Annotated in this window: 21 protein-coding genes; 4 read left to right on the top strand and 17 right to left on the bottom strand. The window is 47.6% G+C overall.

What is annotated here, in order from left to right:
• Positions 1 to 713, top strand: a 713-nt coding sequence (locus Y79_RS0118685) for a membrane protein insertase YidC (protein ID WP_016939044.1), incomplete at its 5' end; no start/stop codon positions are given.
• Positions 714 to 798: 85 nt separating this feature from the next.
• Here Y79_RS0118685 and Y79_RS0118680 read toward each other — a convergent pair.
• From Y79_RS0118680 to mce, 3 genes are read right to left on the bottom strand one after another with little or no spacing between them, the layout of a single operon-like run.
• A complete protein-coding gene (locus Y79_RS0118680) occupies positions 799 to 1,914 on the bottom strand; it encodes a M20/M25/M40 family metallo-hydrolase (protein ID WP_016939043.1) in 1,116 nt (371 codons plus the stop codon).
• Between the two features lie 15 nt (positions 1,915 to 1,929).
• Positions 1,930 to 3,447, bottom strand: coding sequence for an acyl-CoA carboxylase subunit beta (locus Y79_RS0118675; RefSeq protein WP_155816762.1), 1,518 nt, complete (start codon positions 3,445 to 3,447; stop codon positions 1,930 to 1,932).
• Positions 3,440 to 3,868: a methylmalonyl-CoA epimerase gene (gene mce / locus Y79_RS0118670; protein ID WP_016939041.1), complete on the bottom strand. Its 429-nt coding sequence runs from the start codon at positions 3,866 to 3,868 to the stop codon at positions 3,440 to 3,442. The genes Y79_RS0118675 and mce overlap by 8 nt, the downstream gene beginning before the upstream one ends.
• 93 nt (positions 3,869 to 3,961) lie before the next feature.
• Here mce and prli42 point away from each other — a divergent pair, with 93 nt between their 5' ends.
• Entirely contained in the window at positions 3,962 to 4,057 is a 96-nt protein-coding gene (gene prli42, locus Y79_RS1000000121355; RefSeq protein ID WP_016939040.1) for a stressosome-associated protein Prli42, read from the top strand.
• Between the two features lie 13 nt (positions 4,058 to 4,070).
• On the opposite strand, the gene Y79_RS0118660 is transcribed toward prli42, so the two are convergent.
• From Y79_RS0118660 to brxB, 6 genes are all read right to left on the bottom strand, one after another.
• Positions 4,071 to 4,601: a L,D-transpeptidase gene (locus Y79_RS0118660; RefSeq protein ID WP_016939039.1), complete on the bottom strand. Its 531-nt coding sequence runs from the start codon at positions 4,599 to 4,601 to the stop codon at positions 4,071 to 4,073.
• Positions 4,602 to 4,669: 68 nt separating this feature from the next.
• The gene (locus tag Y79_RS0118655; RefSeq protein WP_016939038.1) at positions 4,670 to 5,623 is read right to left on the bottom strand and encodes an aromatic acid exporter family protein; all 954 of its coding nucleotides are present in this window, start codon (positions 5,621 to 5,623) and stop codon (positions 4,670 to 4,672) included.
• 76 nt (positions 5,624 to 5,699) lie between these two features.
• Entirely contained in the window at positions 5,700 to 6,422 is a 723-nt protein-coding gene (locus Y79_RS0118650) for an arginine ABC transporter ATP-binding protein ArtM (protein ID WP_016939037.1), read from the bottom strand.
• Positions 6,415 to 7,074, bottom strand: a complete 660-nt coding sequence (locus tag Y79_RS0118645) for an arginine ABC transporter permease ArtQ (RefSeq protein WP_016939036.1) — start codon at positions 7,072 to 7,074, stop codon at positions 6,415 to 6,417. The genes Y79_RS0118650 and Y79_RS0118645 overlap by 8 nt, the downstream gene beginning before the upstream one ends.
• Before the next feature lie 61 nt (positions 7,075 to 7,135).
• Positions 7,136 to 7,903 (bottom strand): arginine ABC transporter substrate-binding protein ArtP, encoded by a 768-nt coding sequence (locus tag Y79_RS0118640; RefSeq protein WP_016939035.1) that lies wholly within the window; start codon positions 7,901 to 7,903, stop codon positions 7,136 to 7,138.
• A 246-nt stretch (positions 7,904 to 8,149) separates the two neighbouring features.
• On the bottom strand, positions 8,150 to 8,587 hold the full coding sequence (brxB, locus tag Y79_RS0118635; RefSeq protein WP_003153223.1) for a bacilliredoxin BrxB: 438 nt from the start codon (positions 8,585 to 8,587) through the stop codon (positions 8,150 to 8,152).
• Positions 8,588 to 8,766: 179 nt separating this feature from the next.
• Between brxB and Y79_RS0118630 the strand changes: the two genes are divergently transcribed.
• Positions 8,767 to 9,663 (top strand): YegS/Rv2252/BmrU family lipid kinase, encoded by an 897-nt coding sequence (locus Y79_RS0118630; protein ID WP_016939034.1) that lies wholly within the window; start codon positions 8,767 to 8,769, stop codon positions 9,661 to 9,663.
• 46 nt (positions 9,664 to 9,709) lie between these two features.
• On the opposite strand, the gene Y79_RS0118625 is transcribed toward Y79_RS0118630, so the two are convergent.
• From Y79_RS0118625 to Y79_RS0118590, 8 genes are all read right to left on the bottom strand, one after another.
• A complete protein-coding gene (locus Y79_RS0118625; protein WP_016939033.1) occupies positions 9,710 to 10,981 on the bottom strand; it encodes a dihydrolipoamide acetyltransferase family protein in 1,272 nt (423 codons plus the stop codon).
• A 21-nt stretch (positions 10,982 to 11,002) separates the two neighbouring features.
• A complete protein-coding gene (bfmBAB, locus tag Y79_RS0118620; protein ID WP_016939032.1) occupies positions 11,003 to 11,986 on the bottom strand; it encodes a 3-methyl-2-oxobutanoate dehydrogenase subunit beta in 984 nt (327 codons plus the stop codon).
• A gap of 12 nt (positions 11,987 to 11,998) precedes the next feature.
• The gene (locus tag Y79_RS0118615; RefSeq protein WP_016939031.1) at positions 11,999 to 12,991 is read right to left on the bottom strand and encodes a thiamine pyrophosphate-dependent dehydrogenase E1 component subunit alpha; all 993 of its coding nucleotides are present in this window, start codon (positions 12,989 to 12,991) and stop codon (positions 11,999 to 12,001) included.
• 22 nt (positions 12,992 to 13,013) lie between these two features.
• On the bottom strand, positions 13,014 to 14,435 hold the full coding sequence (gene lpdA / locus Y79_RS0118610; RefSeq protein WP_016939030.1) for a dihydrolipoyl dehydrogenase: 1,422 nt from the start codon (positions 14,433 to 14,435) through the stop codon (positions 13,014 to 13,016).
• A complete protein-coding gene (gene buk / locus Y79_RS0118605; RefSeq protein ID WP_095241629.1) occupies positions 14,425 to 15,540 on the bottom strand; it encodes a butyrate kinase in 1,116 nt (371 codons plus the stop codon). Before buk ends, lpdA begins: the two co-directional genes overlap by 11 nt.
• A gap of 17 nt (positions 15,541 to 15,557) precedes the next feature.
• On the bottom strand, positions 15,558 to 16,652 hold the full coding sequence (gene bcd, locus Y79_RS0118600; RefSeq protein ID WP_007612452.1) for a branched-chain amino acid dehydrogenase: 1,095 nt from the start codon (positions 16,650 to 16,652) through the stop codon (positions 15,558 to 15,560).
• Positions 16,653 to 16,665: 13 nt separating this feature from the next.
• On the bottom strand, positions 16,666 to 17,559 hold the full coding sequence (gene yqiS / locus Y79_RS0118595; RefSeq protein ID WP_016939028.1) for a phosphate butyryltransferase: 894 nt from the start codon (positions 17,557 to 17,559) through the stop codon (positions 16,666 to 16,668).
• Between the two features lie 122 nt (positions 17,560 to 17,681).
• Complete coding sequence (locus Y79_RS0118590; RefSeq protein WP_016939027.1) at positions 17,682 to 19,751, bottom strand: sigma-54 interaction domain-containing protein; 2,070 nt, start codon at positions 19,749 to 19,751, stop codon at positions 17,682 to 17,684.
• 153 nt (positions 19,752 to 19,904) lie between these two features.
• Here Y79_RS0118590 and Y79_RS0118585 point away from each other — a divergent pair, with 153 nt between their 5' ends.
• Entirely contained in the window at positions 19,905 to 20,147 is a 243-nt protein-coding gene (locus tag Y79_RS0118585; protein WP_016939026.1) for a DUF2627 domain-containing protein, read from the top strand.
• Positions 20,148 to 20,160 lie beyond the last annotated feature (13 nt).

The raw sequence follows: 20,160 nt of genomic DNA, 5'->3' as shown, positions 1-20,160 counted from the left end.
TCCACGATTACCTGATCGAGCCGTTTTCGGCACTTTTAAAAGGTGTGGCGGGCCTGTTCCACGGTGAGTACGGACTGTCGATTATTCTGGTGACGATTATCGTCCGGATCGTTGTATTGCCTTTGTTTGTGAACCAATTTAAGAAACAGCGGGTGTTCCAGGAAAAAATGGCTGTGATCAAACCGCAGATCGACAGCATCCAGGCTAAAATGAAACAAACGAAAGATGCGGAGAAACAAAAAGAACTGCAAATGGAAATGATGAAGCTTTACCGTGAGCACAATCTGAATCCGATGGCAATGGGATGCCTTCCGATGCTGGTGCAATTCCCGATTTTGATCGGTTTTTATTACGCCATCCGCTCAACACCGGAAATCGCTTCACACTCGTTTCTGTGGTTCAGCTTAGGGCATTCTGATATTCTTGTATCACTGTGCGCGGGCGCCATGTATTTCTTACAGGCTTATATTTCCCAAAAGTTAAACGAGAAATATTCACCGGCCGCTCAAAATCCGGCCGCGATGCAGTCAGCAAAAATCATGGTCTTTATTTTCCCTGTCATGATGACCATTTTTTCACTTAACGTACCGGCTGCGCTTCCGCTTTACTGGTTTACAAGCGGACTGTTTTTAACAGTGCAGAACGTGCTTTTACAGCAGACGCATCATAAAAAGAAACAAGCTGCGGCTCAGGCGGAGCCCGCAAAATCATAACATTGAACCTGCCGTGTGAATTCCGGCAGGTTTTTTCATGTGGATCTTACGAAAAAAAGCACCCAATTCATTGGGTGCTTCGTTTTTAGTTGGCTGCTGTTTCGATAATGGCAACAACCATTTCCGCCGTTTTGACGAGCTCTTCAATCGGCATTTTTTCATTTTTCGTATGGATTTGTTCATAACCTACTGACAGGTTGACTGTCGGAATGCCGTGGCCGGCAATGATGTTCGCGTCACTTCCGCCGCCGCTCGTCTGAAGTTCGCTCGGCCGGCCGATTTTTGCCGCCGCTTTTTTCGCGACTTCCACAACCTGATCGCCGTCCTGGTATTTGAAACCCGGATACATGACCGCGATGTCCACTTCTGCGCGGCCTCCCATCTCAGCTGCCGCAGATTCGAAAGCTTCCTTCATTTTCTGCACTTGCACTTCCATTTTTTCAGGCACTAACGAACGCGCTTCAGCCAGAATATCAACTTGATCGCAGACGATATTGGTTTGCGTGCCTCCTTCAAAACGTCCGATATTAGCCGTTGTTTCTTTATCAATACGGCCGAGCGGCATTTTTGAGATTGCTTTTGATGCGATTGTAATCGCGGAGATGCCTTTTTCCGGTTCTACTCCCGCATGAGCCGTTTCTCCGAAAATGGTTGCTCTCACTTTCGCTTGTGTCGGCGCGGCTACAATAATGTTGCCGACTTTTCCGTCTGAATCAAGCGCAAAACCGTATTTCGCGGTAATGTCTGAACGATCCATTGCTTTTGCTCCGACTAATCCTGATTCTTCTCCGGCCGTGATGATGAATTCAATCGTTCCGTGCTCGATGTTTTGTTCTTTCAGCACTTTAATGGCTTCAAACATTGCGGCAAGGCCCGTCTTATCATCAGCGCCTAGAATCGTCGTGCCGTCGGTTTTGACATAGCCGTCTTCCACAATCGGCTTAACGCCTTTTCCCGGAACAACAGTGTCCATATGCGATGTGAAATAAATCGTATCCGCATCTTTTGTGCCCTTTAAGGTGCAGATTAAGTTGCCGGCTCCATGCCCCGTCACTTCTTTTGTATCGTCTTCTTTTACGCTCAATCCTAAATCAGTGAATTTTTGTTTGAGCACCTTGCTGATTTCCGCTTCGTGTTTTGTTTCTGAATCAATTTGAACAAGTTCCAGAAATTCTTCAAGCAGGCGTTTTTCGTTTACCATTTTCAGTTCCTCCGTTTAAAGCGGTATATTACCGTGCTTTTTTTTCGGTCTTTCCTCTTCCTTATGTGCAAGCATGTCAAATGCCTGAATCAATTTTTTCCTCGAGTCTTCCGGCCGGATGATGTCATCCACCATACCGCAGGCAGCCGCTTTATACGGACCAGCGTTTTCCTTTTCATATATGGCTTTTTTTTCGAGCTTCGTTTTTTCCGGATCGTCAGAAGCTTGTATGTCTCTGCGGTATAAAATCGATGCCGCGCCTTCTGCTCCCATCACGGCAATTTCCGCATTGGGCCAGGCAAATACAAGATCAGCTCCGAGCCCTTTCGAATTCATGGCGACATAAGCGCCTCCGTAAGCTTTTCTGATGATGAGCGTCACTTTCGGCACCGCCGCTTCGGCAAAAGCATACAGCAATTTTGCTCCGTGACGGATGATTCCCGCATGCTCCTGCTGAAGGCCCGGCAGAAATCCGGGAACATCAGCGATCGTTAACAGCGGAATATGAAATGCGTCGCAAAAACGGATGAATCTCGACGCTTTGTCAGCGGCATCAATCGTGAGGCTCCCCGCCAAATGTTTCGGCTGGTTTGCGACAAAACCGACCGTGCGACGTCCGAGCTTCAGAAAACCGACAGCAATGTTTTTGGCAAAATACGGCTGAATATCAAAAAACGTTCCGTCATCCGCCAGTTCTTTTATCACCTGTAACACATCGTAAGGTTTCGAACTGTCTGCGGGAACGAGGGTGTTTAATAACGGTCTGATGTCTTCCTTTTTAACGGGCACTGACGTCTGTCTGCCGTGCGGGAGATAAGAAAGCAGGGTTTTCACCGCGGAAAGAGCCTCTTTTTCCGTTCGTGCGGAATAGTGGGCATTTCCGCTTATCACATTATGTATTCCCGCACCGCCTAAACTTTCCGCGTCAATCTGTTCACCCGTCACCTGTTCAATGACTTTAGGGCCTGTAATAAACATGTGCGACGTCTGTTCCGCCATAATCACAAAATCCGTCAGAGCGGGTGAATAAACAGCACCGCCGGCACATGGCCCGAGGATAACAGAAATTTGCGGAATCACTCCCGAGTAAAGGACGTTCCGCCTAAAAATATGACCGTATCCATTTAATGATACCACACCCTCCTGAATTCTCGCACCACCTGAGTCGTTCAGTCCGATGATCGGGGTTTTATTTTTAGCCGCCAGATCCATCACCGCCGCGATTTTTTCGGCATGTGTCTCACCGAGCGTCCCGCCGAGAACGGTAAAGTCATGAGCAAATAAATACACGGGCCGTCCGTCAATTGTCCCGTATCCAGTAACGACGCCGTCTCCCGGAGCATTCTGGCATTCGGGCATGCGGCTTTTGGCAAACGGCTGAAGCTCTGAAAAACTGTCTTCATCCAATAAATAGGAAATTCTTTCTCTTGCCGTCAGCTTGCCTTTTTTGTGCTGTTTTTCATTTCTTTCCGCACCGCCGCCGTTTGTTAAAAAGGAACGTCTTTCGTTTAAATGTCTGATATGGTCACTCATGCTCATCTTGAGTTTCTCCTTTTTCAATTGTTTCACAAAGCTCAATCAAAACCCCGTTCGCCTCTTTCGGGGAGAGAAATGCGACCTTCTTCCCGCCCGCTCCGCTTTGCGGTTCATGATGGATCAAAGTCATGCGGCTTGATTCAAGCTCCTTGATCGTTTCCTTAAGATCGGCGCACCTGAACGCCAAATGATGCAGCCCTTCGCCTCTTTTCTGTAAAAAAGAGCTGACGGGAGACGCTTCTGACAGCGGCTCAATCAGCTCAAGTTTTGTGCTCCCCGCTTCTAAAAAAGCAACTTTCACATTTTGGCCGTTTACCAATTCGTCTCCTATATACGTAAGCCCCAGCATCCGTTCATAAAATCCTCTTGCGGCATCAATAGAGCTGACGGCAATACCGATATGATCAAGTTTTTTCATCGCGCGGGCACCTGCTTTCTGTCATAGGATATGGCTTGTTCATACAAGCAAAACACGTTAAAATGATAGACAGTAATCTTAAGGAGTGAAACGATGTCTCAGAAATTCATGAAAAGCGCCGTCATCGTCATTTTAGGCGTATTTATACTGTCAACAGTCCTCTCAGGCATTATGATGTATTTGCGATAAAAAAGCGGGCGCCTCATTGCACGGGGGTTTCCTGCTTTTTTATGAGGGCTTTCCGCTCTTTTGCAATGTCCTCAAATGAGCGGTTTTCTTTTGTAATCAATACTTTTGTTCCGGGAGGGATAATCCGAAAAATATGGATGACATCCCGGTTTTTCATGCGGATACAGCCGTTTGATACAAACCCTCCGATCAGCTCTTCTCTGTTTGTTCCGTGAATGCCGTATATCCTGCCGTCGGTTCCTTTCGCATCAAAACCGATCCAGCGGACGCCGAGCGGATTTTCCGGCGCGCCTCCCTCTACATTTTTCTTCCGGTAATACGGATTTACAGCCTTGACCGTTACCGTAAATTCTCCTTCAGGTGTCAGATCATCTGTTTTTCCCGTCGCCACCTGATAAATGCCTTCTATTCGATTATCCTTCACAACCGCAAGCGCATTTTTGGTTTTATTGACGATAATGTAAGGGTCACCCGGCAAAGGATTCGCGCCAAGCGGCCAAAGCGGAGACAGCAGCAGAACAGCTGACAATAAAAAAAATCGCATGGGCTCCCCTCCTTTTTTCATTAGAATGACCAATGAACGGGGGACTCATGCGATAATTCATGTGTTTTTTACAGCTTGATGCCTTTGAAATAACTTTTAATCACGAGATATTGTTCCATCTCACCGAGCAGGTGGAATAAAGCCGCCCGCGCTTCAAATTCCTCGCGTGTTGCCGGGAGCGGCATTTCTTCAAATTCCGTTCTCATTTCCGCCAGTCTTTTTAAAAATTTATGGGCGGTATTGCCGGGATGAATGGCTTCCCTTAATTCATGGATAAAATGGGCAATCATTTTTCCCTGCTCCACCGTTATTGAAACAGAGGTAATCTTCGGCAGCAGCCTTTCGATAATTTCAAATTGTTTCTGTCTCATTTTAAAATAATGATAGTAGAGATTTTCATGGCGCAAAATATGATTCTGCACGTCCCGGTACGCGAGGTTTTTCGCCTCTTGAATCATCTGATGCGTCTCCGGTATTTCTTTCCCCGTCCAATCTTGCTCACCTGTTAACAAATATCGTTCGATTTCGGCGAAGATGACGGCAAAGTTGTCCTCGATTTTTTTCCGGTACGCCGCAAGTTTTCTGTCCAGGCTCGGCATATACAGATTCATTAACAGCGCGACGCCGATACCTACGGTGATCAGCTGGAACTCATTCCAGATAAACGCCGGCGTAATGCCGCCGGACATATATAAATGAAGAATGATAACTGAGCTGGTGACGATCCCCTCGTTTATTTTTAAAACGACTGTAGTCGGAATGAACAGCACGAGCAATATTCCGATCACAAACGGATAATAGCCGATCAGTCCGAAAAAGACATATGAAAAGACGATCGCCAATAAACAGGCGGCAAATCGGGCCCACGAGGCCTGAAGCGACCGCTTTTGCGTAATTTGGATGCACAATATGGTGATGATTCCTGCGGATGCGAAGTTTTGCAGATGCAACAGCTGGGCTAAATAAATGGCCAGCGCCGTTCCAAGTGCGGTCTTTAGTGTGCGGTAACCGATTTTAAACATTGCTTGCTCCATTCTGTTTGTTTCGTTCTCAAAAAAAAGAAGAAGAGCATTCTTCTTCTTTTCTTACAGTTATATTTTATAATATTTTTTCTAAAAAGTCCTGTGCTCTTTTTGACTTCGGAGAAAGAAAAAATTCTTCCGGCGGCCCGTCTTCCACTATTGTGCCATCATCCATGAATAATACGCGGTCTGCGACTTCCTTGGCAAACCCCATTTCGTGCGTGACGATCACCATCGTCATGCCCGTCTGCGCGAGCTCTTTCATCACCTCAAGGACTTCTTTGACCATTTCCGGGTCAAGGGCTGAGGTCGGTTCATCAAACAGCATGATGTCAGGATTCATAGCAAGCGCCCGCGCGATGGCGACGCGCTGCTTCTGCCCGCCTGACAAGCGGTTCGGATAGTCGTTCCGTTTTTCAAGCAGCCCGACTTTTTCGAGGAGCGCGCACGCCTTTTCTTCCGCCGCCTTTTTGGACTCTTTCTTCACACTGACCGGCGCGTATGTGATATTATCAAGCACCGTTTTATGAGGAAACAGATGAAAATGCTGAAATACCATGCCGATATTTTCCCGCACTTTCAGTTTATTCGTTTTAGCGGCGGTGATTTCTTTTTCCTTAATGGCAATCGTTCCGCCGCTCGGGGTTTCCAGCAGATTTAAGCAGCGCAGAAACGTTGATTTGCCCGAGCCGGAAGGCCCGATGACGGCGACGACTTCACCTTCTTGGATCTGTGTTGAAATGTTTTTCAATACTTCATGTTTCCCGAATGATTTTGAAAGGTTGTCGACCTTAATCATTGGCTTTCAGCTTCCTTTCTACGCCTTTTCCGATGAATGCTAAAATCAAAACGAGCACGTAATAGATTAAGCCCGCCACAATAAGAGGCTCTAAATAGTTGTATGTTGCGGCGCCGGACTGGTAGGCCCGTCTCATGATATCGCCGAGACCGATAACCGTGACGATAGCCGATTCTTTCGTCAAAGTGATTAATTCGTTTATAATGGCCGGAGAAATGTTTTTGAACGCCTGCGGCAGCAGCAGATCTTTCATCATTTTTCCGTACGGCACGCCGAGAGCGACGGCAGCCTCTTTTTGTCCTTTGTCAATCGCGTTGATTCCCGCTCTGATAATTTCAGAGACGTAAGCGGCAGAATTGAGCGATAAGGCGGTGACCGCCGCCCAAAATTGGTCGATCTGAAAGCCGAGGAGCTGCGGCATACCGAAATAAATGATCATCAGCTGCAGCACGAGCGGCGTGCCGCGAAAAATTGAAGTATAAAAATCCGCAATCCATTTCAGCGGACTGATCGTGCTGATTTTAAACAGACTGAGAATGATGCCTAATACAAGGCCGATGACCGCTGAAACGAGCACAATTTTTAATGTGACGGCAAGGCCTTCCAATATAAAAGGAATTTGGGGTATTGTCGCTGAGAAATCCAAATTCATACGTGTGATCTCCTTTACCTTTATTCAAGATAAAAAGCTCAACGAAAAGTTGAGCTTTCTTTTATTTCTCGTTGGTGAACCATTTTTTCTTCAGTTTTTCGATTTCTCCGTTTTTCTCCATTTCTTTCAGCGCTTTGTTAAACTTCGCTGTCAGATCACTGTCTTTGCGAAACGCAATCGCGGAGCCCGATTCGTCTGATTTCGCATCTGCTGAGACAAAGCCCTGCAGATCATGATTTGAACTGAAATAGCCCTGTGCCACGATGTCTTCGATAATTGCGGCATCAAAACGTCCGGATTTAATCTCTTCCGTTAAGTCTGAAATGCGGTTGCGGTCTTCGAGCTGAAAACCGTATTTTGAAGCAAGCTTCTTGCCTTTTTCTTCTTGAATGGAGCCGAGCTGAACACCGACGGTTTTGCCTTTCAGATCATTCAGAGATTTAATGCTGCTTCCCTTTTTCGTAACGATCATATTGTTAGCAGTATAATAAATATCTGAGAAATCTACTTGCTTTTTCCGTTCCGGCGTAGGTGTCATTCCTGATAAAATCATATCAACCTGCTTAGACTTCAGCGATGTAATCAGACTGTTGAAGTCCATGTCCTGCACCTCAACGTCATAGCCGGTCTTTTTGCCCAGAGCTTTTGCAAGATCAACGTCAAATCCGACGATCTGATCGCCGTCTTTATATTCAAACGGTTTATAATCAGCCGATGTACCCATAATCAGTTTGTTCTTTCCGCCTTCTGAGCCTGAATTGCCTGATCCGCAGGCGGACAGCGCAAAGGTGATACATGCGGCAGTCAATACCAACAGCCATTTCTTCATGATTATTTTCCCCCATATCTGCTTATCTCTTAAACTTGAATATTTATTCGTTAATCTGTATTTTAAACACTTTTTACTAGTTATGCAATACTATTTTCAAAAAATATAATTCCCTTTCTTTATTTATTATAGTCATTGTTTTTCGAATGAGTGACAGCTGATTGCCGGTGCATAAATATTTATATTTATACAAACACCATATAAAAAAACCCCGCAAGCGCTCGGCTCCGGGGTTTTCCTTTTTACTTATACTTCTTCACAATATTCTTCAAATGCTTCCTGCAGTTTTGTGACGACGGCCATCGGCTCATGTCCTTCAATTTCATGGCGTTCCACCATTTTCATGATTTTCCCGTCTTTTAAAATCGCAAAGGACGGAGAGGACGGCGGGTAGCCTTCAAAGTATTCTCTCGCTTTTGCTGTCGCTTCTTTGTCCTGTCCGGCAAAAACCGTCACAAGCTGATCCGGGCGTTTATCATAATGTACGGAATGGTACGCCGCAGGTCTTGCGATTCCGCCTGCGCATCCGCACACAGAATTGACCATAACAAGTGTCGTTCCTTTTTTCGAAAGCGCTTCGTCCACTTCCTCAGCGGTTTTCAGCTCCGTATAACCGGCGGCTGTGATTTCCTGGCGGGCTTGACGCACGACATCATTCATAAATAAATTAAAATCCATATTCAACTGGGACCTCTCCTTTTTGATCATCTTCTCTTATGATAGCAAGGAACCTGCCCTATCGGCAAATGACACCGCTCATCTCTGATTGTTTTTTGTCCCTTTTATGTTTTCGATGTAAGTTTATGACCTTTTAAAAACGGGAAACTTGTTAAAGAGATTGTCTGAAATAAAGGAGCAGTCGTATGAGCCAACGGAAAGCAGTATTAATTTATAACGGAAACGCCGGTCAAAAACAGATTGATAAAACCCTCGGCACGGTCGTCCCCATTTTGGCCCAGTCAGCTGACGAGCTTTTGATTAAACCGACCAAACATCAGGATGATGCCAGTCAGTTTTGTGAAAATCTCGACAGCTCGGTTGACCATTTATACATTTTAGGCGGAGACGGCACGGTGCATCAATGCATCAACAGCATCAGCAAGCTTGATCACAGACCCGCCGTCGGCATTTTGCCGGGAGGAACGTGCAACGATTTTTCACGGGCACTCGGCATCCCGCAAAATCTTCAAAAGGCCGCTGAAACGCTCGCAGCCGGGCATAAACGAATGATAGACGTCTGTAAATCGGATGACGGCTATTTTTTGAACTTCTGGGGGATCGGGCTGATCACTGAAGCATCGAGCCATATTAATGAAAAAGAAAAAGCATTGCTCGGGAAAATCAGCTATTTCACGAGCGCCTTGCGGACGATGACAAGCGCGAACCCTTTTCCCGTCAGATTGACGATCGACGGTGAGGTGAAAGAAGACGAAGCCGTTATGGTGCTTGTTATGAACGGGCATTTTATCGGGACAAACAGAGTACCCCTGCCTGATGCCAGCCTTCAGGACGGGTTAGCCGATGTGTTAATCTGCCGCAGTACAAGCCTTGCCGCTTTGCGGGAGCTGATGACGATGGAGCAGGGTTCATTTGATGATTTTAAAGGGGAGCTTTCGTATATTCAGGCTTCCAAGATTGAAATCGAAACCGGACGTGAGATGGACGCGGATACGGACGGCGAGGTATATGGAAAGGCGCCTTGCACGATCGAAGTAAAAAAACATCATCTTACCATGCTCGTTCCCGAAGATTCAGAATGAAACTGAAAAAAACTCCCTTTGCCGCCAGGGCAAAAGGGAGTTTTTTTTAATAGACTGAAGTATTTTCGTCAATGTTTTCTAAGATCTCTTTGACGCGTCCGAGGAAACGGCCGCATACGAGCCCGTCAAGCACTCTGTGATCTAAAGACAGGCAAAGATTAACCATATCACGCACGGCAATCATCCCGTTATTCATGACAACCGGACGTTTGACGATTGATTCTACCTGAAGAATGGCTGCCTGCGGATGATTGATAATGCCCATAGACTGAACAGAGCCGAAAGATCCCGTGTTATTGACGGTAAAGGTGCCGCCCTGCATATCATCGGCGGCAAGTCTTCCGTCTCTCACTTTTTTCGCAAGATCCGTTATTTCTCTGGCTATGCCTTTAATCGTTTTTTCATCAGCATGCTTAATAACCGGAACAAACAGCGAATCTTCTGTGGCAACGGCAATGGAGATGTTGATGTCTTTCTTTTGGACGATTTTGTCCCCCGCCCACATGCTGTTCATTTGCGGGAACTCTTTAAGAGCCTGCGCCGCCGCTTTAACAAAGAAAGCGAAGAATGTTAAATTGAAGCCTTCTTTTTGTTTAAACGAGTCTTTAATGCTGTTTCTGTACGCCGTCATGTTCGTGACGTCAACTTCCATCATCGTCCAGGCATGCGGAATTTCTGTTTTGCTTTTATGCATATTGGCTGCGATGGCTTTTCTGACGCCTGTAACCGGAATTTCAATATCACCGGCTGACAGAGCTGGTGCCGGCGCTTGTTTTTGCTGCTGTTTCGGCGCTTGTTGCGTTGTCTGGACGGCAGCCGGTGCCGGTGCTTCCGTCTTCTGCTGCATTCCCGAATCAATGATCTTTTGAATGTCTTTTCGCGTAATTCTTCCGCCTGCACCCGTTCCTTCAACTTCTTCAAGCTGAATGCCGTGTTCTCCCGCTAATCTGAGCACGGCCGGCGAATATCGCGCTTTATTTGACTGATCTTTACCTGCACGGTTTGAATCGGTGTCTGCGGTGTCTGCAGGGGGATTCTGCACTTCTTCCCGCTTCGGCGCTTCTTCGGCTGCCGTTTCTTCTGTTTCAATTTTGCAAATGATCTCGCCTACTGCAAGAGTCTGCCCTTCTTCCCCTACTAGTTCTGTAATCGTACCGGTAAAAGAAGACGGCACCTCTGCATTCACTTTATCTGTCATGACCTCCGCGATGGGGTCATATTTATTCACTTGATCACCCGGGGATACCAGCCATTTGCTGATCGTCCCTTCCGTCACGCTCTCTCCGAGCTGAGGCATAGCCATTTGTTCAATCGCCATGTCAAAAACCTCCTTACGTCTTTAAAACTCCGCTAATTCTCTCATCGCGGCTTCTGCTTTGTCAGGATTCATCATGAAGTATTTTTCCATTGCCGGCGCATAAGGCATCGCCGGAACGTCAGGACCCGCAAGCCGCTTGATCGGTGCGTCTAAATCAAATAAGCAGTTCTCAGAAATAATGGCGGCGACTTCGCTCATAATGCCGCCTTCTTTCGTATCTTCTGTGATCAGCAATACTTTACCCGTTTTAGATGCGGCTTCAATGATGGCTTCTTTATCTAACGGATAGACCGTACGCAAATCTAATATGTGCGCGGAAATTCCGTCTTTTTCAAGACGCTCGGCAGCCTGCAGAGCGAAATGGACGCATAAACCGTACGTAATGACAGTAATGTCGCTGCCTTCGCGTTTTACATCCGCCTTACCGATCGGAAGGACGTAATCGTCAGCAGGGACTTCGCCTTTAATCAGGCGGTACGCCCGCTTATGCTCGAAAAACAGTACGGGGTCTTCGTCACGGACAGCAGCTTTTAACAGCCCTTTTGCATCATAAGGAGTTGAAGGCATGACAATTTTAAGGCCCGGCTGGTTGGCAAAGATGGCCTCCATAGATTGGGAATGATACAACGCCCCGTGCACGCCGCCGCCATAAGGCGCTCTAATGACCATCGGACAGCTCCAATCATTGTTTGAACGGTAGCGGATTTTTGCCGCTTCTGAAATGATTTGGTTGACCGCAGGAAGAATGAAATCGGCAAACTGCATCTCCGCGATCGGACGCATGCCGTACATGGCGGCGCCGATGCCGACACCCGCAATCGCTGATTCCGCAAGCGGCGTATCCATCACCCGCTCTTCTCCGAACTGCTCATAGAGACCTGCCGTGGCTTTAAACACGCCGCCTTTTCTCCCGACGTCTTCCCCGAGAACAAAAACGCGCGGATCTCTTTCCATTTCTTCTTTCATTGCTGCATTAATACTGTCAATATAAGACATTACAGACATAAGTATTCCTCCCTACTTCGCATAAACGTGATCAAGCGTTGATTCAGGAGATGCATATGGCGCTTTCTCCGCTTCGTCTGTCGCTTCGTTTACGATCGCCATGATGTCATCCAGCATGGTCTTTTCTTCTTCTTCACTAAGAAGCCCGGCTTCTTGAAGGTATGTTTTGTATATAAGAAGCGGATCTTGTTTCTTTGCTTCTTCTACTTCTTTGCGTTCTCTGTAGCTGCTGTCGTCATCGTCACTCGAATGCGGCGTCAAACGGTAGGAAACCGTTTCGATTAATGTAGGGCCTTCGCCTTTAGACGCACGTTCGCGCGCTTCTTTCACGACACGATAAACTTCAAGCAGATCGTTTCCGTCAACAGTGACGCCCGGCATACCGTAGCCTATCGCCCGGTCGGAGATATTCTCGCAGGCCACCTGTTTGTCATATGGGACAGAGATGGCATACTTATTGTTTTCACACATGAAAATGACCGGCAATTTATGCACGGCGGCAAAGTTCGCCCCTTCGTGAAAATCTCCCTGATTGGAAGAGCCTTCTCCAAAGGTCACGAAAGAAACGATATCCTTTTTATCCATGCGCCCCGCAAGCGCGATCCCCACTGCGTGAGGGACCTGCGTCGTAACAGGAGAGGAGCCCGTTACGATTCTGTTTTTCTTTTGACCGAAGTGTCCCGGCATCTGCCTTCCGCCTGAGTTCGGGTCAGCCGCTTTCGCAAAACCGGACATCATCAAATCCTTTGCAGTCATACCGAATGCAAGCACAACCCCCATATCTCTGTAGTAAGGAAGCACATAGTCGGTATCGCGGTTTAAAGCATAGGCCGCGCCTACTTGTGCCGCTTCCTGCCCTTGACATGAAATAACGAACGGAATTTTGCCCGAGCGGTTTAACAGCCACATTCTTTCGTCGATTTTTCTGGCTAACAGCATGGTTCTATACATTTCAACAGCTTCCGCGTCAGAAAGCCCTAATGCTTGATGGCGGTTTGTAGTCATTCAAACCCCTCCTTCTTTCCTTTTAAAAATGAATCGCGTTTCCGTCTGCGGCTAGTGCAGCTTCTCCAATCGCCTCTGAAAGCGACGGGTGCGGGTGTATGGACTGGCCGATTTCCCACGGCGTCGCATCGAGCACCTTGGCAAGCCCCGCTTCAGAGATCATATCGGTGACGTGCGGACCGATCATATGAACACCGAGAATATCATCTGTGTTCCGGTCGGCGACGATTTTGACAAAGCCGTCGCTTTCCCCGTAAACAAGAGCTTTTCCGATCGCCATGAACGGAAACTTTCCGATCTTAAGTTCGTGTCCTTTGCGTTCGGCTTCTTCTTCTGTCAAACCGACACTCGCAGCTTCCGGATTTGAATAAATGCATTTTGGCACAAGAGCGGCATCAAGAGGCGCCGGATTAAGACCCGCCATATGCTCAACGGCAATGATGCCTTCACGGGATGCCACATGTGCAAGCTGCAGTCCGCCGACAACATCACCGATCGCATAAATGTGCGATTCCTTCGTCTGTCCGGCTTCATTTACGACGACAGAACCGTTTTCCGTTACAATGTCCGTGTTTTCAAGGCCGATTCCTTCAATGTTCGGCTGGCGGCCGATGGAAACAAGCATTTTTTCTGCATGATACGTTTCGCTTTTTCCATTCTTTTCAGCATCAATTGAAACACCGTCCGCTTTCTTCAATGTATCCGGAAGCACTTTCGCACCCGTCACGATCTTAATTCCTTTTTTCGTTAACAGTTTTTCCATTTCGCTTGAAATATCACGGTCCTCAGTCGGCAAAATGCGGTCCGCATATTCGATCACAGTGATATCGACGCCGAAATCGTTCAGCATGGATGCCCATTCAATACCGATGACACCGCCGCCGACGATCATCATAGATTGGGGCAGACGTTCAAGCTCAAGCGCTTCATCTGACGTCAGAATATATGTACCGTCAGCTTCTAAACCCGGCAGCATTTTCGGTCTCGAACCGGTTGCGATAATCAATTGTTTCGGTATCAGCATGTCGTTTTCTTCGCCATTTGCGTATTCAACGGAAACCGTACCTGGAAGAGGTGAGAAGATGGAAGGGCCGAGCATACGTCCGTACCCGTTGAATACATCAATCTTCCCCTTTTTCATCAGGTGGGCTACACCGCCGGCCAGCCGGTCAACGATTCCCTGCTTTCGTTTTTGCACACTGTCAAAACGGAGGGAGACACCTTCCGTTTCAATGCCGAACGATGCCGCTTCCTTTGCTGTCCGATACACTTCCGCGCTTCTTAACAGCGCTTTACTCGGAATACATCCTTTATGCAGGCATGTTCCGCCGAGTTTTTCTTTTTCTACAACGGCCGTTTTTAAGCCGAGCTGGGCCGCTCTGATGGCGGCGACATAACCGCCTGTTCCGCCGCCCAGAATGACCACATCATACTCAGTCGCCATCTGTTTTCACTCCTTCGCCGATCTGATATTGTTTTGCCTGCTCCTCACCGGCTAAAACCCGAAGCGCGCCTTGCGCGAGAGATTGCAGTTCATTTTCTCCCGGATACACCAGTACATCCGAAATCCAATCTATGTACGATCTGATGGCGGATACGAAACGTTTCCCGTACGCTAATCCGCCCGTCAGGACGATAATGTCTACTTTTCCTTTTAAAACGGCACTTGCCGCCCCGATTTCTTTTGCTACTTGATAAGCCATGGCATCATAAATGAGCCTTGCATGCTCATCTCCGTCCTGAATTCGTTTTTCCACTTTCAATGCGTCCGTTGTTCCCAGGTAGCCGGACAGTCCGCCGGTGCCGACAAGTTTTTTCATCATATCGGCTTTTGAATATTTGCCGGAAAAACACATTTCCACCAGATCTCCAGCCGGAACGGTTCCCGCACGTTCCGGACTTAAAGGTCCTTCACCGTGAAGCCCGTTGTTGACATCCGTCACCCTTCCGCAGTCATGAACGCCAACTGTGATCCCTCCGCCCATGTGGGTGACGACCATCTTCATCTGTTCATACCGCTTGCCGAGGGACGCCGCCGCCTGACGGGCAACGGCTTTTTGGTTTAAAGCATGAAAAATGCTTTTCCGCTTGATTTCAGGCATCCCTGATACTTTAGCGAGCGGAGTCATCTCATCCACTACGACCGGATCGACGATGTATGCCGGGATATTTAGCCCGTCAGCAATTTCCCTGGCAATAATTCCGCCCAGATTGGAAGCATGCTGGCCGTTGTAGCCGTTTTTCAAATCAGTGATCATGGCGTCATTCACTTCATATGTTCCGCCCTCAATCGGTCTGAGCAGGCCGCCTCTGGCACAAACGGCATCAAACTTTGAAATGTTGATGCCCTGTTCGTGCAGAGACTCAAGTATGCTTATTTTTCGAAATTCGTATTGGGCGATTATGCTGTTAAATGTTTTCAGCTCTTCTTCGGGGTGCCGCAGCGTCTTTTCAAATATACAGCGTTCATTGTGAAAGACGCCGATTTTCGTTGATGTTGAGCCTGGATTCAGAATGAGAATGCGTTTTTCCTGTTCGAACATTTTCATACCTCCAGATCAATTTCCTACCGTCTGCTTAATATGCTTTGGCCGTTTTGCAGAAACTGGCTTCTTGAACGGCGCATGCGCTCAATTCGTTCCTCAGCAAGACGGTCAGCCGCTAAGTATGTCGGAATGCCGTCACGCGCGGAAATATCGAGCACCCGTTCAATGTTTGCATAGATGCCTTCAACCTTTTTCAAAGCCCGCTCTGCATTGTAGCCGTAAAGCTCATCTGCTACATTGATGACGCCGCCGGCATTGATGACATAGTCCGGTGCGTATACGATTCCCATCTCATGAATGGTATCGCCATGACGTGTTTCTTTCAGCTGGTTATTGGCCGCTCCCGCAATGACTTTCGCCTTCAGCTGTTTAATCGTGTCATCGTTAATGACAGCGCCGAGAGCACACGGAGCATAAATATCGCACGCCTGTGAGTAAATGTCGTCCGGATCGACTGCACGGGCGCCAAAGTCCTCAACGGCACGTTTAACAGATTCTTTATTGATATCCGTCACGATTAAAGAAGCGCCTTCTTCGTGAAGGTGGCGGCAAAGATTATAAGCCACATTTCCCACGCCTTGCACAGCAATTGTTTTTCCTTCCAGTGAATCAGTGCCGAACGCCGCTTTAGCAGCAGCTTTCATCCCTTTGTATACGCCGTACGCCGTAACCGGAGACGGATTTCCTGAGGAACCGAATGCAGGAGAAATCCCTGTTACATAGTCTGTTTCATCATGAATAATATCCATATCTTCAACGGTGGTGCCGACGTCTTCCGCCGTAATATATCTTCCGTTTAAGCCTTGGATGTACCGGCCGAACGCGCGGAACATTTCTTCATTTTTATCCTTGCGCGGGTCCCCGATAATAACGGTTTTCCCGCCGCCCAGGTTTAGTCCGGCAGCCGCATTTTTATAAGTCATGCCTTTTGCGAGTCTTAATGCATCTTCAATCGCAGCTTCTTCACTGTCATATGTCCACATTCTTGTTCCGCCGAGTGCAGGACCGAGCGTCGTATCATGAATCGCGATGATCGCTTTTAATCCAGATTGTTCATCTTGGCAGAATACCAACTGTTCGTAATCATAAGTCTCCATATATTTAAAAATTTCCATAGGTTCGTTCCTCCTACTGTTCTTGTGATGCGCAAATCGCAAGCGCAATTGAATACAGTTTATTTTCTGCGGTATCCGCTCTGCTCGTTAATGCAATCGGCGCCTTCGCACCGGCGATGACGGCAGCAACATTTGCTTTCGCAAAATAAATCATTGACTTATAAAGCATATTTCCAGCCTCAATTGAAGGAACCAAGAGAATATCCGCCTGGCCCGCAACGCTTCCGGAAATTCCTTTTTGGAGCGCGGCCGCTTGGGATACGGCATTATCCAAAGCAAGCGGTCCGTCCGCAATGCAGCCCGTAATTTGTCCTCTATTGCACATTTGGACGATTGCAGCGGCGTTCAGCGTCGCCTCCATTTTCGGGTTGACCGTTTCAATTGCGGCAAGGACTGCTGCTTTCGGCATAGGGTTCCCTACTGAATGTGCGACATGAACCGCATTTTGCAGAATATGCCGAAGCTCTTCAAGAGACGGGGCAATGTTCAGCGCCGAATCCGTTACATACATCAGCCGGTCATAGTCCGGCACCTCAAAAACGGCTACATGTGATAACACCTTTTTTGAACGCAGCCCTTCCTGTCGGTTTAACACCGATTTCAGAAGAGTTGAGCTCGGCAGATTCCCTTTCATTAAAATATCCGCCTCTTGTTCGCGCACTGCCCGCACTGCTTTTGCCGCAGATTCTTCGGGTGAATCGGCGTGGACGATTTCAGCATTAAACTTCGGCTCGTTTTCCAGGAGTTCTTTCAGCTTTTCACTGTCACCCGTCAGTAAAAATCGTGCCGATAAGTGTTCTGCCGCCATTTTGAGGGCTTGGATCACTTCTTTATCTGCTGCGTGGGCCACTGCAATGGTTTTTGCGTTTTTTGCCGCGGCTTTTTCAACTAGGTCTCTCAGCTTCATTTTGTACCACCTTCCTTGTGCGAATCCGCTTTTATCAATGCAAGTTCCGTGCCAAATATGCGGGAGGGTTATTCCGGCCTTTTTTCAAGAAAACATGCAGCTGGTTGCGCTGTTTCTGCAATTTATTGCATGCCGTCATTTGCAAGGCCGTACTTGTCCATTTTGTAGTACAGATTCCGAATGCTGACGCCAAGCGCTTTTGCCGTTTTGGTTCGGTTGAATTTGTGCTTTTCAAGTGTTTTTTGAATGACATGCGCTTCAAATTTTTCAACGGCTTGAGAGAGTTTTTCTCCTTCCACATCCGGAAAATCACTTTGAGCGCCGTTTTTTTCATTCAGCTCTGTTTCAAAAACAGGCAGATGCTGCTGTTCGATCCGCTCCATGTTCGGCTCTAAAAATATCATCGCCCGGCCGAGCACATTTTCGAGCTCTCGTACGTTTCCAGGCCAGCTGTAGGCTGATAAAGCACGCAGCGCGTTGGGCGAGAGCCCCTTTACGTTGCGTCCGTAATCCTGATTGATTTTTTCAATGAGCCGAATGCTCAGCGCTTCAATATCTTCTTTACGCTGCCGAAGCGGCGGGATGGAGATCGGATAGCGGTTAATCCGGTAATACAGGTCTTCCCGGAACGTCCCTTCCGCCATGGCTTTTTCGATGTTGACATTTGTCGCTGCGATAATTCTGACATTGACAGAAATCGCTTTGGCGCCGCCGACTCTGATAATTTCTTTTTCCTGCAGAACCCTGAGCAGCTTCGCCTGGGTGCTTTGGGTCAGCTCCCCGATTTCATCTAAGAAAATGCTGCCGTTATTCGCTTCTTCAAAAAGCCCTTTTTTGCCCCCGCGCCTCGCGCCCGTAAACGCGCCTTCCTCATAGCCGAAAAGCTCGGATTCAAGCAGGGATTCAGACAGGGCTGCACAATTGACCCTGATGAATTTATTGTATTTTCGGTCGCTTTCGTTATGGATGGCGTGGGCGAAAAGTTCTTTTCCGGTGCCGGATTCTCCCCGCAGCAGAATCGTCGCCGGCGTTTTCGCCCCAAGCTTGGCCTGTTCAAGGGCGACCAGCATTTGTTCACTCGTGCCGATAATGTCATCAAACGTGTATTTCGCTTCAAGCGTGCGGATGATCTGGCGCGCCCGGTTCAATTCAGCCGTCAGCGTTTTAATTTCTGACACATCGTGAATGACGCCGACGCTTCCTTTTAAAATACCGTCGACAATAACAGGGGCAACATTCACGATGACATCCTTTTTATTGGGGCCGACTTTCATCCTTACCCCCCGTACGGGCCGCCTTGTCCCCAATACTTTCAGATGCATGCTTTCCCCTTCCGAAATATCGGTGGAGGCGGGTTTTCCGATGACTTCGCTTTCTGCCAGCCCGGTCATTTTTGTATACGCTTTGTTGATTAACATTCCGATGCCGTTTTCATCAACGACGGAAATGGCTTCGTCTGACGATTGAATAATCGCTTCGAGCATAGTGCGGATTTGTTTTAAGTTCGTGACCTCTTCTGCCAGCTCAACCGCGTCCGTGATGTCTTTAAACACACATAACGCCCCGAGAAGCTTCCCGCCTTCATCAATGATCGGCAGTCTTGTCGTGACAATCTGAAGGTGCTTTCCGAGGAGCTGCTTCTGGTTATACTCCGGCTCTCTCGTTTCCAGAATCCGCGGCAGTTTTGTATTCGGCACTACGTCTTTAATTTGGCGGCCGATGACATCTTCCCGTTTTTGACCGACCATTTTTTCAGCCATCTGATTAAATAAAATGATCGTTTCATTGACGTCTATAAAAATCATGCCGTCGTGCGTTGAATTAAAAATCCGGTCATGCTTATACGTCTGGGACTTCAGCATTTGAATAAGCTCCTGTTTTTCCTCCATCAGCTGAAACATCATGTACGCCAATTTTCCCGGCATGACGATGGTTTGTTCTCTTTTCTGTTGGAGCAGCTCATCCATGACCGCTTTGTCGCCCGTTGTATGAATGATGATATCTATATCTTCGGTTATGTAAGATTTCCAATCTGATGAGGTTGCAATTCCATATTTCCGGGCTTCTTGCAGCCCTTGCGCCTCCGGATCTTGATCAACCACCGCAATAATTTGGATCAGCTTTGTTTTCATCAAAATCTGTAAGAGCGCCGTGCCTCCTTTACCAGCACCTATAATCAGCACCTTCTGCATCCCGATACCCCTTTATATGAAAAAATTTGCACACCTGTATTTTCCGTTGCAATAATTTGCACAACCCCTATGTTACCATGTTTTCATCTCTTGACAAAATATTTTTTCGATTGGACAATAAAGGAAATCACATCGTAAAGGGGTTTTCTGAATATGAGCCGGCTTGTTGCGCTTTTGATCCTCGTCCTCCCCGGCGCTGTCGCGGCGCTCGGCATTAAGCTGATGAGAGATGCATTATTCGGGCATGTGTTTGCCCCGTTTCCGTCCCTTTTCCTTCAGGGAGCTGCCGGACTGGCGTTTTTTTTATTCGGCCTTTATATTCTGGCCGGGTTTATTCTGTACAGAGATCGGAAACGCAACCAAGTCAGCCCGCGGTTCAGGAAAAAAAAGCTGTAAAAAAAGCCCTTGC

It is taken from the genome of Bacillus siamensis KCTC 13613, from assembly GCF_000262045.1.
In the GTDB taxonomy this organism is placed as follows: Bacteria; Bacillota; Bacilli; order Bacillales; family Bacillaceae; genus Bacillus; species Bacillus siamensis.
This window is presented reverse-complemented; position numbering and strand designations above follow the sequence as displayed.

Excerpts from the sequence above, each read along its gene's own strand:
- Y79_RS0118680 (WP_016939043.1), bottom strand. The coding sequence starts at position 1,914 with ATGGTAAACGAAAAACGCCTGCTTGAAGAATTTCTGGAACTTGTTCAA.
- Y79_RS0118675 (WP_155816762.1), bottom strand. The coding sequence starts at position 3,447 with ATGAGTGACCATATCAGACATTTAAACGAAAGACGTTCCTTTTTAACA.
- mce (WP_016939041.1), bottom strand. The coding sequence starts at position 3,868 with ATGAAAAAACTTGATCATATCGGTATTGCCGTCAGCTCTATTGATGCC.
- prli42 (WP_016939040.1), top strand. The coding sequence starts at position 3,962 with ATGTCTCAGAAATTCATGAAAAGCGCCGTCATCGTCATTTTAGGCGTA.
- Y79_RS0118660 (WP_016939039.1), bottom strand. The coding sequence starts at position 4,601 with ATGCGATTTTTTTTATTGTCAGCTGTTCTGCTGCTGTCTCCGCTTTGG.
- Y79_RS0118655 (WP_016939038.1), bottom strand. The coding sequence starts at position 5,623 with ATGTTTAAAATCGGTTACCGCACACTAAAGACCGCACTTGGAACGGCG.
- Y79_RS0118650 (WP_016939037.1), bottom strand. The coding sequence starts at position 6,422 with ATGATTAAGGTCGACAACCTTTCAAAATCATTCGGGAAACATGAAGTA.
- Y79_RS0118645 (WP_016939036.1), bottom strand. The coding sequence starts at position 7,074 with ATGAATTTGGATTTCTCAGCGACAATACCCCAAATTCCTTTTATATTG.
- Y79_RS0118640 (WP_016939035.1), bottom strand. The coding sequence starts at position 7,903 with ATGAAGAAATGGCTGTTGGTATTGACTGCCGCATGTATCACCTTTGCG.
- Y79_RS0118630 (WP_016939034.1), top strand. The coding sequence starts at position 8,767 with ATGAGCCAACGGAAAGCAGTATTAATTTATAACGGAAACGCCGGTCAA.
- Y79_RS0118625 (WP_016939033.1), bottom strand. The coding sequence starts at position 10,981 with ATGGCGATTGAACAAATGGCTATGCCTCAGCTCGGAGAGAGCGTGACG.
- bfmBAB (WP_016939032.1), bottom strand. The coding sequence starts at position 11,986 with ATGTCTGTAATGTCTTATATTGACAGTATTAATGCAGCAATGAAAGAA.
- Y79_RS0118615 (WP_016939031.1), bottom strand. The coding sequence starts at position 12,991 with ATGACTACAAACCGCCATCAAGCATTAGGGCTTTCTGACGCGGAAGCT.
- lpdA (WP_016939030.1), bottom strand. The coding sequence starts at position 14,435 with ATGGCGACTGAGTATGATGTGGTCATTCTGGGCGGCGGAACAGGCGGT.
- buk (WP_095241629.1), bottom strand. The coding sequence starts at position 15,540 with ATGAAAATGTTCGAACAGGAAAAACGCATTCTCATTCTGAATCCAGGC.
- bcd (WP_007612452.1), bottom strand. The coding sequence starts at position 16,652 with ATGGAAATTTTTAAATATATGGAGACTTATGATTACGAACAGTTGGTA.
- yqiS (WP_016939028.1), bottom strand. The coding sequence starts at position 17,559 with ATGAAGCTGAGAGACCTAGTTGAAAAAGCCGCGGCAAAAAACGCAAAA.
- Y79_RS0118590 (WP_016939027.1), bottom strand. The coding sequence starts at position 19,751 with ATGCAGAAGGTGCTGATTATAGGTGCTGGTAAAGGAGGCACGGCGCTC.
- Y79_RS0118585 (WP_016939026.1), top strand. The coding sequence starts at position 19,905 with ATGAGCCGGCTTGTTGCGCTTTTGATCCTCGTCCTCCCCGGCGCTGTC.